The sequence below is a fragment of the Mesorhizobium sp. P160187 genome, from assembly GCF_057766425.1.
The window spans coordinates 1-14,135 of record NZ_JBYMDX010000003.1 but is presented as its reverse complement, the minus strand read 5'-3'; the positions used below and the strand labels follow the sequence as shown (position 1 = coordinate 14,135).

Sequence of the window (14,135 nt, the reverse complement as noted above, 5' to 3'; positions counted from 1 at the left end):
GGTTCCTTGCCCCTCAATACCCCGATGTCGATTTGGCGACCAGCTTGAGTGCACCTTTTTGAACCTGATAGAAGGGCATGGATCGCTCACTGGAGCCATCCGCCCGAAACCGGAACAGGCCGGTCGATCCGCGAAATCCGCTCCGATTTTCGAGCACCTGCTTGCTGAAGCCGTCAGGCCCGGCCGAACTTGCAATTCCTGCTGTCAGGGCGACCATATCATAGGCGTAGGCGACATTGGCGTCGGCTGGATAATTGTAGGTCGTCTTGAAGCGGTCGGCGATCGGGCCGGTTTCCGTTGGGTCGAGCGTGGCGATGTAGGAGCCTTCAAACAGCGGCTCCATCGGATGTTCCAGCCAGCGGTTGGTTCCAACGACGGCAATTGCTTTTCCAGGAATGCCTTTCGTTTTGAGCGCCGCAAGGATCGGCGCCGGATTGTCGTCGCCACTGGCGATGATGATGGCATCGGGAGCCTCGACCAGCGAGCCCACATCATTGACCACTTTGGTGCCGCCATCGCCGGCCCGATACGGAACGGTGACGGCGAGCGTCGCGCCATAGATGCTGAGACTGTTGGCGACCCGCTTTTCAACCACGCTGGCATTCGCGCCCGCCGCAACGAGCAACACGAACTTCTTGCTGCCTTTGGCCGCCAGGCCGGCTGCGCCCGCGGCCGCGCTGTCGGCCTCGTTGAGGCGCACCGCATAGACGCCCGGGCCGCCAGCGAAATTGTCGGCCAACGCCAGCACCGGCGGTCGCTTCGATCCCGACAGCTTGGCTATGTGCTGCGCGGCCGCGAGTTCGACCGGGCCGATGACGATCTTGGTTCCAGTGGTGATCGCCTTCACAGCCAATTCGCTGGCGTGCGCGCTGTCGCCCTTGGTGTCCTCGACCGTAATCGTGAGCAGGACATTTCCAAGGTCGGCCATCGCCAGCTTGGTCGCATCGAGCATCTTCCTGCCGTTTTCGCCGGCGTTGCCCGGGGCCGACAAAGGCAGCAGCATCGTGACCTTCGTCGATCCCGTGCCGAGCGATTGCGTCGCCTGGGCGGGACCGGCAACAGCGCCGGCGGCCGGCGCTCCGGGTGCGGCGATCGCCGCCGGATCGAGCGCGTCCGAGACGCTGCCTTTCGACTGGCAGCCCGACACCATGCCCGCGAACGCAAAGACGATCGCCCACGTCCACGAACCGTGTCGCTGCCGGCCAGAATCCATGATGCCTCCCTCATATCCCGCCGGGTATTTGTCCCGGTCTCATCCGTTCATCTTACGGCAGACTTGCCTCGCCTTCTTTGCAATTGCTGGATTATGGCTCAGCCGTCGAAAAGTCTTGCCCGGAGCGCCTTGATCATTCTCGCTTGCCCGGCGCTTCGATAGTCCGCGCATTTCATGTATCGCGGGCCCGGCACGAACAGTCGGCGCACACAAATCCGCCTCGCCGGGGCAGGGGCACCATCGTCTCCTGCTGTCGGGAATGCGGAGAATCCGAACGTCGCCACCGGCAATGGCCCGGCCACCGCAAAACCTTCTCTCGCCAGGATTGCACGCGCACGCCGGCAGTAGCGGACCGAAAGTTCGGAGAACCGGGTTTCACCGTGCCCGGCACGATACTTCATGACGGTGGTGCAGAGATCGCCTGCGGCAAGGCTGTTTGCCTGCGCCAGATATCTGACGCCGAGCGCGATGTTGGTCGCCGGCGCGCCAAGCTCGTCGAGCGAGCCACGAAAGCCCAGCATTCGGGCCGTCGCGGGCATTACCTGCATCAACCCGACCTCACCATTGGCGCCGTGCACATCGGGATCGAACCCGCTTTCGATCTCCATCACCGCGTGCGCCAGCACCGGTTCCAAGCCGTAGAGCGATGCCTGGCATGTCGCAAACGCCTTGAATGTCGCGCGAGTCCATTCGGAGGCGGCGTCGCAGCGAACCGGCCGCCTCAAGCCGAACGGTGCTGGTCTCTCCAGGCTAGGTCGTTCCAGCCAGTTGGCGCGGGCTTGCGTGGCAAGCTGGCCAAAACCGGTCAATGCGATCGCTCCGGCGATCGCCCTCGTCAATCGTCCGCCGACCATCGGGTCAGCCAACCGGCACTGCCGGATCCCTTCCGGTCAGTTCATGTACTCGACCATGCGGTCGTGGAAGCATTCGCACTTGTTGAGGGTGTCTTCGTCCTTGTAGTTCGTCTTGAGGTAGCCATAGGCCATGCCGCAGGCGACCTTGGCTTCCGACGCCCAGATGAAGGCGGGGCGCGAAGAATTGATCCATTCCGAGCTGTTGGCGACGGCCACCGACTCGTCCATCAGCTTCACCACCTCGGACTTTAGATCGACGATGTTGTCGGTCAGGACCAGGTTCGATGTGCCGACGGTCCGGCAATAGTCGGCCACCGGCCCTTCGATGATGTCGGCGGCGAAGCCAGTCGATCCAGCCAACAGCAGCGCCGCGGCCGAAGCCAGCAATCTTGCACAACGCTTCATTTAAGTCCCTCTCCAAACTGCGGTTTTATGTTTCGCTAATATGTAGCATGAGAGTACGGCCACGCATAAGTGCTAAATCGTGGCCGTGTGCTGTTGATGTTGTGTGTCGTCGTAGAGGATGTTGATCGTGCCGGTGGCAGGCGCATTCTGCAGAACGGCGACATCCACGAAGTTGGCCGCGTTGCCCGAGCCGCTGGTATCGACGCTCACGGTGCTGGTCGCGGTGTCGTAATGCACATAGTCGGCCATGTTGCCGGCCGGCGCCTTGTCGAACAACGCGCTCAAGTCGATCTTGTCCCCTTCACCGGCATGGTAGTCGGCGATCAGATCCTTGATGTTTAGATTGTCGATCTTGAACGTGTCGGCTCCCGAAGTGCCGGCGATGGCGGCCGTGCTTCCGGAGCTAGCGTTATCGTAGTTGCCGAAGCCGATGTCGCCGACCGCGGCTATCTGACCGTCGGCGGTCGTGAAGGTGGCTTCGCCATAGGTCAAGACCGAGCCGTCCGCCGAAACCGAGTGCTGATTGTTGCTATCGAGGCCGATCTCGACGATACCCAAGGCGGCCAGAGATTTGAACTCGCCCGAATCCGACACGCCGTTGCCGTTGGCATCTTGCCAGACACCAAATTGCGCAAAGTCGTGGTCGGCGGCAGTCAGCTTGCCATCATGATTTGTGTCATAGAGCTGCTCGAGCGCGGCAAGGTCGGTCGCAGCGCCGGCGGCATGTTGGGTGAACACGATCTCCGAACCGTTGTTCACCTTGCCGTCGCCATTGAGATCGATCGCCAGGATACCGTCATGCGTATCGACCCAGGCGGTTTTCGAAGCGACGCCATCGCCGTTGTAGTCGAACGAAACGGTGGAGTGCGTCAGATCGGTGGTGTGGATTCCATCATGGTTGAGGTCGAGTACGACCGGAGCGGCAATGGCAAAAGGTATCAGTCCGGCCGCCACGTGGACAGTGAAATTCGCCGTCGTTGTTGTGTCCCCGTCGCCATCCGTGAGTTGCAACGCGACCGGAATTGTATGGTCGACCGTGGTGCTCGTGACCCCGACATCCGTCAGGTTCAGCTTGGTCTTGCCCGACGACTCATAGGCGTCGACCCATGCGATCTGCGTTCCGGCAGGCGATGTGATCGTCAGCAACGTCGCACCGACCGCCGGAGTGAAGGAAGCCGTGGTTCCGTTGGTGTAGTGGGCGACGAACTCGATCTTGTCGCCGGCGGTAACCGCATCGAACGAAAACTTGGCATAGCTAACAGTCGCGAGGGTGATGGCCGGAGCCGTATAGCCGCCCGGGCCGTCATAGTCGTCCGGCGTCCCGAAATCGAAACGCATGAACTCGCCTCCGTCGAAATTGTTGTTGCCGAGGCCCCAACCTGCTGACGAACCGTTGACGTTGCTTGTTTGTGTCAACGATGGCATGCCGCCGGCCAGCCATGCCGTCTCGTGTGGTGAGGTGAAGGAGCCGCCGGCATCCGTTGGCGCCCATCCGGTCACCATCACGACATTCTGACCGCCCGCCGTCACCACGATGGAATTGCTGGGGCCGGAGCCGAAGGCGCCGCTCGATGCAACGGAGACATTACTGACAGTGCCGTCCAAAGGTGCCAAAAGGTCGAACGTGTACTGCCCCGACGTACCGGCATTCGGAGTGACGGTGATGGTAAAGACCGCCGTGTCGCCTGCATCATGGCTTCCGTTGTTGTTGTTGTCGGCATAGGCGGTCAACACGCTGCCGGACTGCTCCGTGATGAGGTTGTGGCCGGCCGAAGTGATGCCTGTTGTGTTGGCAGTGATCGTCATGGTGGCCCCGGCGCCGTCGGCGCCGGCGACGAAGTGGAGTGTTCCAACGGCCGGCGTTTGCGACGTATCGGTGCTTGCCTGCTGGCTTTGCACGGTTCCCAATGTCGGCACGTCATCGACGATGTTGACGGACAGCGTGCCTGTGGCGTTCTGGCCGTCCTGGTCGGTGAGCGAGACGGCAAGGTTCTCGAACAGGCTGTTGGTGGAGGCGCCGGTAGCATGGGCCTCGTTGTCGAGCAGCGTGTAGGTATAGCTGACGGTGCCAGTTGCGGGATTGTAGCCGGTCACGTTCAGCGTATTGCCGAGCGCGGTGGTGAAGGAGCTGGCGGTGAACACGCCGTTGGTGATGAAGGCATGGCCGTCGATGGTCAGCGAGGCGATGCCGTCGGGCGAGGAGATGGTGAAGGTGCCGCCCTGGGTGGTGCTTTCCTTCGAGGTGTCGGAGCCGGCCGATTCGCCAACGCCGCGGCTGGCCAGGAGGTCATCCTCGTTGACGGTGACGTCGCCGCCGTTGGCGGCCGGCGTCAGGTCGGTGATCACCGGCGGCGAGTTGCCGATCGAGATGGTCAGCGTGGTGTGCGAGGTGTCGCCGTCGCCGTCCTTGATGGTGTAGGTGAAGACGTCGTCATGGCCACCGGCGGAGCCGGCATCGCGGGTATAGGTGTAGGTGCCGTCGGCGGCCAGCGTCAGCTTGCCGTAGAGACCCTGGATCTGCACGCCGAGTGTTGCGGTATTGTCGAGGGCGGCATTGGTGTCGCCGGCGACGACGCCGACCACGGCAGCGCCGTCGGCGCCCTTGGTATCGGCAACCCCGTCGGTCGTGTTGCCGTCGAGGGCATCGGTTCCGCCAACCAGCACATTGCCGGTGGCCGGGCCGAACAGGCCGGCCCCGATGCTGTCGATGTCGGCAACCGCGGTCGGCACGTCATCGACGATGTTGACGGACAGCGTGCCTGTGGCGTTCTGGCCGTCCTGGTCGGTGAGCGAGACGGCAAGGTTCTCGAACAGGCTGTTGGTGGAGGCGCCGGTAGCATGGGCCTCGTTGTCGAGCAGCGTGTAGGTATAGCTGACGGTGCCAGTTGCGGGATTGTAGCCGGTCACGTTCAGCGTATTGCCGAGCGCGGTGGTGAAGGAGCTGGCGGTGAACACGCCGTTGGTGATGAAGGCATGGCCGTCGATGGTCAGCGAGGCGATGCCGTCGGGCGAGGAGATGGTGAAGGTGCCGCCCTGGGTGGTGCTTTCCTTCGAGGTGTCGGAGCCGGCCGATTCGCCAACGCCGCGGCTGGCCAGGAGGTCATCCTCGTTGACGGTGACGTCGCCGCCGTTGGCGGCCGGCGTCAGGTCGGTGATCACCGGCGGCGAGTTGCCGATCGAGATGGTCAGCGTGGTGTGCGAGGTGTCGCCGTCGCCGTCCTTGATGGTGTAGGTGAAGACGTCGTCATGGCCACCGGCGGAGCCGGCATCGCGGGTATAGGTGTAGGTGCCGTCGGCGGCCAGCGTCAGCTTGCCGTAGAGACCCTGGATCTGCACGCCGAGTGTTGCGGTATTGTCGAGGGCGGCATTGGTGTCGCCGGCGACGACGCCGACCACGGCAGCGCCGTCGGCGCCCTTGGTATCGGCAACCCCGTCGGTCGTGTTGCCGTCGAGGGCATCGGTTCCGCCAACCAGCACATTGCCGGTGGCCGGGCCGAACAGGCCGGCCCCGATGCTGTCGATGTCGGCAACCGCGGTCGGCACGTCATCGACGATGTTGACGGACAGCGTGCCTGTGGCGTTCTGGCCGTCCTGGTCGGTGAGCGAGACGGCAAGGTTCTCGAACAGGCTGTTGGTGGAGGCGCCGGTAGCATGGGCCTCGTTGTCGAGCAGCGTGTAGGTATAGCTGACGGTGCCAGTTGCGGGATTGTAGCCGGTCACGTTCAGCGTATTGCCGAGCGCGGTGGTGAAGGAGCTGGCGGTGAACACGCCGTTGGTGATGAAGGCATGGCCGTCGATGGTCAGCGAGGCGATGCCGTCGGGCGAGGAGATGGTGAAGGTGCCGCCCTGGGTGGTGCTTTCCTTCGAGGTGTCGGAGCCGGCCGATTCGCCAACGCCGCGGCTGGCCAGGAGGTCATCCTCGTTGACGGTGACGTCGCCGCCGTTGGCGGCCGGCGTCAGGTCGGTGATCACCGGCGGCGAGTTGCCGATCGAGATGGTCAGCGTGGTGTGCGAGGTGTCGCCGTCGCCGTCCTTGATGGTGTAGGTGAAGACGTCGTCATGGCCACCGGCGGAGCCGGCATCGCGGGTATAGGTGTAGGTGCCGTCGGCGGCCAGCGTCAGCTTGCCGTAGAGACCCTGGATCTGCACGCCGAGTGTTGCGGTATTGTCGAGGGCGGCATTGGTGTCGCCGGCGACGACGCCGACCACGGCAGCGCCGTCGGCGCCCTTGGTATCGGCAACCCCGTCGGTCGTGTTGCCGTCGAGGGCATCGGTTCCGCCAACCAGCACATTGCCGGTGGCCGGGCCGAACAGGCCGGCCCCGATGCTGTCGATGTCGGCAACCGCGGTCGGCACGTCATCGACGATGTTGACGGACAGCGTGCCTGTGGCGTTCTGGCCGTCCTGGTCAGTGAGCGAGACGGCAAGGTTCTCGAACAGGCTGTTGGTGGAGGCGCCGGTAGCATGGGCCTCGTTGTCGAGCAGCGTGTAGGTATAGCTGACGGTGCCAGTTGCGGGATTGTAGCCGGTCACGTTCAGCGTATTGCCGAGCGCGGTGGTGAAGGAGCTGGCGGTGAACACGCCGTTGGTGATGAAGGCATGGCCGTCGATGGTCAGCGAGGCGATGCCGTCGGGCGAGGAGATGGTGAAGGTGCCGCCCTGGGTGGTGCTTTCCTTCGAGGTGTCGGAGCCGGCCGATTCGCCAACGCCGCGGCTGGCCAGGAGGTCATCCTCGTTGACGGTGACGTCGCCGCCGTTGGCGGCCGGCGTCAGGTCGGTGATCACCGGCGGCGAGTTGCCGATCGAGATGGTCAGCGTGGTGTGCGAGGTGTCGCCGTCGCCGTCCTTGATGGTGTAGGTGAAGACGTCGTCATGGCCACCGGCGGAGCCGGCATCGCGGGTATAGGTGTAGGTGCCGTCGGCGGCCAGCGTCAGCTTGCCGTAGAGACCCTGGATCTGCACGCCGAGTGTTGCGGTATTGTCGAGGGCGGCATTGGTGTCGCCGGCGACGACGCCGACCACGGCAGCGCCGTCGGCGCCCTTGGTATCGGCAACCCCGTCGGTCGTGTTGCCGTCGAGGGCATCGGTTCCGCCAACCAGCACATTGCCGGTGGCCGGGCCGAACAGGCCGGCCCCGATGCTGTCGATGTCGGCAACCGCGGTCGGCACGTCATCGACGATGTTGACGGACAGCGTGCCTGTGGCGTTCTGGCCGTCCTGGTCGGTGAGCGAGACGGCAAGGTTCTCGAACAGGCTGTTGGTGGAGGCGCCGGTAGCATGGGCCTCGTTGTCGAGCAGCGTGTAGGTATAGCTGACGGTGCCAGTTGCGGGATTGTAGCCGGTCACGTTCAGCGTATTGCCGAGCGCGGTGGTGAAGGAGCTGGCGGTGAACACGCCGTTGGTGATGAAGGCATGGCCGTCGATGGTCAGCGAGGCGATGCCGTCGGGCGAGGAGATGGTGAAGGTGCCGCCCTGGGTGGTGCTTTCCTTCGAGGTGTCGGAGCCGGCCGATTCGCCAACGCCGCGGCTGGCCAGGAGGTCATCCTCGTTGACGGTGACGTCGCCGCCGTTGGCGGCCGGCGTCAGGTCGGTGATCACCGGCGGCGAGTTGCCGATCGAGATGGTCAGCGTGGTGTGCGAGGTGTCGCCGTCGCCGTCCTTGATGGTGTAGGTGAAGACGTCGTCATGGCCACCGGCGGAGCCGGCATCGCGGGTATAGGTGTAGGTGCCGTCGGCGGCCAGCGTCAGCTTGCCGTAGAGACCCTGGATCTGCACGCCGAGTGTTGCGGTATTGTCGAGGGCGGCATTGGTGTCGCCGGCGACGACGCCGACCACGGCAGCGCCGTCGGCGCCCTTGGTATCGGCAACCCCGTCGGTCGTGTTGCCGTCGAGGGCATCGGTTCCGCCAACCAGCACATTGCCGGTGGCCGGGCCGAACAGGCCGGCCCCGATGCTGTCGATGTCGGCAACCGCGGTCGGCACGTCATCGACGATGTTGACGGACAGCGTGCCTGTGGCGTTCTGGCCGTCCTGGTCGGTGAGCGAGACGGCAAGGTTCTCGAACAGGCTGTTGGTGGAGGCGCCGGTAGCATGGGCCTCGTTGTCGAGCAGCGTGTAGGTATAGCTGACGGTGCCAGTTGCGGGATTGTAGCCGGTCACGTTCAGCGTATTGCCGAGCGCGGTGGTGAAGGAGCTGGCGGTGAACACGCCGTTGGTGATGAAGGCATGGCCGTCGATGGTCAGCGAGGCGATGCCGTCGGGCGAGGAGATGGTGAAGGTGCCGCCCTGGGTGGTGCTTTCCTTCGAGGTGTCGGAGCCGGCCGATTCGCCAACGCCGCGGCTGGCCAGGAGGTCATCCTCGTTGACGGTGACGTCGCCGCCGTTGGCGGCCGGCGTCAGGTCGGTGATCACCGGCGGCGAGTTGCCGATCGAGATGGTCAGCGTGGTGTGCGAGGTGTCGCCGTCGCCGTCCTTGATGGTGTAGGTGAAGACGTCGTCATGGCCACCGGCGGAGCCGGCATCGCGGGTATAGGTGTAGGTGCCGTCGGCGGCCAGCGTCAGCTTGCCGTAGAGACCCTGGATCTGCACGCCGAGTGTTGCGGTATTGTCGAGGGCGGCATTGGTGTCGCCGGCGACGACGCCGACCACGGCAGCGCCGTCGGCGCCCTTGGTATCGGCAACCCCGTCGGTCGTGTTGCCGTCGAGGGCATCGGTTCCGCCAACCAGCACATTGCCGGTGGCCGGGCCGAACAGGCCGGCCCCGATGCTGTCGATGTCGGCAACCGCGGTCGGCACGTCATCGACGATGTTGACGGACAGCGTGCCTGTGGCGTTCTGGCCGTCCTGGTCGGTGAGCGAGACGGCAAGGTTCTCGAACAGGCTGTTGGTGGAGGCGCCGGTAGCATGGGCCTCGTTGTCGAGCAGCGTGTAGGTATAGCTGACGGTGCCAGTTGCGGGATTGTAGCCGGTCACGTTCAGCGTATTGCCGAGCGCGGTGGTGAAGGAGCTGGCGGTGAACACGCCGTTGGTGATGAAGGCATGGCCGTCGATGGTCAGCGAGGCGATGCCGTCGGGCGAGGAGATGGTGAAGGTGCCGCCCTGGGTGGTGCTTTCCTTCGAGGTGTCGGAGCCGGCCGATTCGCCAACGCCGCGGCTGGCCAGGAGGTCATCCTCGTTGACGGTGACGTCGCCGCCGTTGGCGGCCGGCGTCAGGTCGGTGATCACCGGCGGCGAGTTGCCGATCGAGATGGTCAGCGTGGTGTGCGAGGTGTCGCCGTCGCCGTCCTTGATGGTGTAGGTGAAGACGTCGTCATGGCCACCGGCGGAGCCGGCATCGCGGGTATAGGTGTAGGTGCCGTCGGCGGCCAGCGTCAGCTTGCCGTAGAGACCCTGGATCTGCACGCCGAGTGTTGCGGTATTGTCGAGGGCGGCATTGGTGTCGCCGGCGACGACGCCGACCACGGCAGCGCCGTCGGCGCCCTTGGTATCGGCAACCCCGTCGGTCGTGTTGCCGTCGAGGGCATCGGTTCCGCCAACCAGCACATTGCCGGTGGCCGGGCCGAACAGGCCGGCCCCGATGCTGTCGATGTCGGCAACCGCGGTCGGCACGTCATCGACGATGTTGACGGACAGCGTGCCTGTGGCGTTCTGGCCGTCCTGGTCGGTGAGCGAGACGGCAAGGTTCTCGAACAGGCTGTTGGTGGAGGCGCCGGTAGCATGGGCCTCGTTGTCGAGCAGCGTGTAGGTATAGCTGACGGTGCCAGTTGCGGGATTGTAGCCGGTCACGTTCAGCGTATTGCCGAGCGCGGTGGTGAAGGAGCTGGCGGTGAACACGCCGTTGGTGATGAAGGCATGGCCGTCGATGGTCAGCGAGGCGATGCCGTCGGGCGAGGAGATGGTGAAGGTGCCGCCCTGGGTGGTGCTTTCCTTCGAGGTGTCGGAGCCGGCCGATTCGCCAACGCCGCGGCTGGCCAGGAGGTCATCCTCGTTGACGGTGACGTCGCCGCCGTTGGCGGCCGGCGTCAGGTCGGTGATCACCGGCGGCGAGTTGCCGATCGAGATGGTCAGCGTGGTGTGCGAGGTGTCGCCGTCGCCGTCCTTGATGGTGTAGGTGAAGACGTCGTCATGGCCACCGGCGGAGCCGGCATCGCGGGTATAGGTGTAGGTGCCGTCGGCGGCCAGCGTCAGCTTGCCGTAGAGACCCTGGATCTGCACGCCGAGTGTTGCGGTATTGTCGAGGGCGGCATTGGTGTCGCCGGCGACGACGCCGACCACGGCAGCGCCGTCGGCGCCCTTGGTATCGGCAACCCCGTCGGTCGTGTTGCCGTCGAGGGCATCGGTTCCGCCAACCAGCACATTGCCGGTGGCCGGGCCGAACAGGCCGGCCCCGATGCTGTCGATGTCGGCAACCGCGGTCGGCACGTCATCGACGATGTTGACGGACAGCGTGCCTGTGGCGTTCTGGCCGTCCTGGTCGGTGAGCGAGACGGCAAGGTTCTCGAACAGGCTGTTGGTGGAGGCGCCGGTAGCATGGGCCTCGTTGTCGAGCAGCGTGTAGGTATAGCTGACGGTGCCAGTTGCGGGATTGTAGCCGGTCACGTTCAGCGTATTGCCGAGCGCGGTGGTGAAGGAGCTGGCGGTGAACACGCCGTTGGTGATGAAGGCATGGCCGTCGATGGTCAGCGAGGCGATGCCGTCGGGCGAGGAGATGGTGAAGGTGCCGCCCTGGGTGGTGCTTTCCTTCGAGGTGTCGGAGCCGGCCGATTCGCCAACGCCGCGGCTGGCCAGGAGGTCATCCTCGTTGACGGTGACGTCGCCGCCGTTGGCGGCCGGCGTCAGGTCGGTGATCACCGGCGGCGAGTTGCCGATCGAGATGGTCAGCGTGGTGTGCGAGGTGTCGCCGTCGCCGTCCTTGATGGTGTAGGTGAAGACGTCGTCATGGCCACCGGCGGAGCCGGCATCGCGGGTATAGGTGTAGGTGCCGTCGGCGGCCAGCGTCAGCTTGCCGTAGAGACCCTGGATCTGCACGCCGAGTGTTGCGGTATTGTCGAGGGCGGCATTGGTGTCGCCGGCGACGACGCCGACCACGGCAGCGCCGTCGGCGCCCTTGGTATCGGCAACCCCGTCGGTCGTGTTGCCGTCGAGGGCATCGGTTCCGCCAACCAGCACATTGCCGGTGGCCGGGCCGAACAGGCCGGCCCCGATGCTGTCGATGTCGGCAACCGCGGTCGGCACGTCATCGACGATGTTGACGGACAGCGTGCCTGTGGCGTTCTGGCCGTCCTGGTCGGTGAGCGAGACGGCAAGGTTCTCGAACAGGCTGTTGGTGGAGGCGCCGGTAGCATGGGCCTCGTTGTCGAGCAGCGTGTAGGTATAGCTGACGGTGCCAGTTGCGGGATTGTAGCCGGTCACGTTCAGCGTATTGCCGAGCGCGGTGGTGAAGGAGCTGGCGGTGAACACGCCGTTGGTGATGAAGGCATGGCCGTCGATGGTCAGCGAGGCGATGCCGTCGGGCGAGGAGATGGTGAAGGTGCCGCCCTGGGTGGTGCTTTCCTTCGAGGTGTCGGAGCCGGCCGATTCGCCAACGCCGCGGCTGGCCAGGAGGTCATCCTCGTTGACGGTGACGTCGCCGCCGTTGGCGGCCGGCGTCAGGTCGGTGATCACCGGCGGCGAGTTGCCGATCGAGATGGTCAGCGTGGTGTGCGAGGTGTCGCCGTCGCCGTCCTTGATGGTGTAGGTGAAGACGTCGTCATGGCCACCGGCGGAGCCGGCATCGCGGGTATAGGTGTAGGTGCCGTCGGCGGCCAGCGTCAGCTTGCCGTAGAGACCCTGGATCTGCACGCCGAGTGTTGCGGTATTGTCGAGGGCGGCATTGGTGTCGCCGGCGACGACGCCGACCACGGCAGCGCCGTCGGCGCCCTTGGTATCGGCAACCCCGTCGGTCGTGTTGCCGTCGAGGGCATCGGTTCCGCCAACCAGCACATTGCCGGTGGCCGGGCCGAACAGGCCGGCCCCGATGCTGTCGATGTCGGCAACCGCGGTCGGCACGTCATCGACGATGTTGACGGACAGCGTGCCTGTGGCGTTCTGGCCGTCCTGGTCGGTGAGCGAGACGGCAAGGTTCTCGAACAGGCTGTTGGTGGAGGCGCCGGTAGCATGGGCCTCGTTGTCGAGCAGCGTGTAGGTATAGCTGACGGTGCCAGTTGCGGGATTGTAGCCGGTCACGTTCAGCGTATTGCCGAGCGCGGTGGTGAAGGAGCTGGCGGTGAACACGCCGTTGGTGATGAAGGCATGGCCGTCGATGGTCAGCGAGGCGATGCCGTCGGGCGAGGAGATGGTGAAGGTGCCGCCCTGGGTGGTGCTTTCCTTCGAGGTGTCGGAGCCGGCCGATTCGCCAACGCCGCGGCTGGCCAGGAGGTCATCCTCGTTGACGGTGACGTCGCCGCCGTTGGCGGCCGGCGTCAGGTCGGTGATCACCGGCGGCGAGTTGCCGATCGAGATGGTCAGCGTGGTGTGCGAGGTGTCGCCGTCGCCGTCCTTGATGGTGTAGGTGAAGACGTCGTCATGGCCACCGGCGGAGCCGGCATCGCGGGTATAGGTGTAGGTGCCGTCGGCGGCCAGCGTCAGCTTGCCGTAGAGACCCTGGATCTGCACGCCGAGTGTTGCGGTATTGTCGAGGGCGGCATTGGTGTCGCCGGCGACGACGCCGACCACGGCAGCGCCGTCGGCGCCCTTGGTATCGGCAACCCCGTCGGTCGTGTTGCCGTCGAGGGCATCGGTTCCGCCAACCAGCACATTGCCGGTGGCCGGGCCGAACAGGCCGGCCCCGATGCTGTCGATGTCGGCAACCGCGGTCGGCACGTCATCGACGATGTTGACGGACAGCGTGCCTGTGGCGTTCTGGCCGTCCTGGTCGGTGAGCGAGACGGCAAGGTTCTCGAACAGGCTGTTGGTGGAGGCGCCGGTAGCATGGGCCTCGTTGTCGAGCAGCGTGTAGGTATAGCTGACGGTGCCAGTTGCGGGATTGTAGCCGGTCACGTTCAGCGTATTGCCGAGCGCGGTGGTGAAGGAGCTGGCGGTGAACACGCCGTTGGTGATGAAGGCATGGCCGTCGATGGTCAGCGAGGCGATGCCGTCGGGCGAGGAGATGGTGAAGGTGCCGCCCTGGGTGGTGCTTTCCTTCGAGGTGTCGGAGCCGGCCGATTCGCCAACGCCGCGGCTGGCCAGGAGGTCATCCTCGTTGACGGTGACGTCGCCGCCGTTGGCGGCCGGCGTCAGGTCGGTGATCACCGGCGGCGAGTTGCCGATCGAGATGGTCAGCGTGGTGTGCGAGGTGTCGCCGTCGCCGTCCTTGATGGTGTAGGTGAAGACGTCGTCATGGCCACCGGCGGAGCCGGCATCGCGGGTATAGGTGTAGGTGCCGTCGGCGGCCAGCGTCAGCTTGCCGTAGAGACCCTGGATCTGCACGCCGAGTGTTGCGGTATTGTCGAGGGCGGCATTGGTGTCGCCGGCGACGACGCCGACCACGGCAGCGCCGTCGGCGCCCTTGGTATCGGCAACCCCGTCGGTCGTGTTGCCGTCGAGGGCATCGGTTCCGCCAACCAGCACATTGCCGGTGGCCGGGCCGAACAGGCCGGCCCCGATGCTGTCGATGTCGGCAACCG

4 protein-coding genes are annotated in these 14,135 nt (G+C 65.1%); all 4 read right to left on the bottom strand.

The genetic code is table 11. The annotated features are described in order from the left end of the window. Positions 1–13: 13 nt before the first annotated feature. On the bottom strand, positions 14–1,213 hold the full coding sequence (locus tag AC3CCE_RS03310) for a type 1 periplasmic-binding domain-containing protein (protein ID WP_352626993.1): 1,200 nt from the start codon (positions 1,211–1,213) through the stop codon (positions 14–16). Between the two features lie 98 nt (positions 1,214–1,311). Beyond that, a complete protein-coding gene (locus tag AC3CCE_RS03305; RefSeq protein WP_488377158.1) occupies positions 1,312–1,839 on the bottom strand; it encodes a lytic transglycosylase domain-containing protein in 528 nt (175 codons plus the stop codon). Between the two features lie 264 nt (positions 1,840–2,103). Beyond that, entirely contained in the window at positions 2,104–2,472 is a 369-nt protein-coding gene (locus tag AC3CCE_RS03300; RefSeq protein WP_352513659.1) for a hypothetical protein, read from the bottom strand. Between the two features lie 72 nt (positions 2,473–2,544). After that, a complete protein-coding gene (locus AC3CCE_RS03295; RefSeq protein ID WP_488377096.1) occupies positions 2,545–14,079 on the bottom strand; it encodes an Ig-like domain-containing protein in 11,535 nt (3,844 codons plus the stop codon). Positions 14,080–14,135 lie beyond the last annotated feature (56 nt).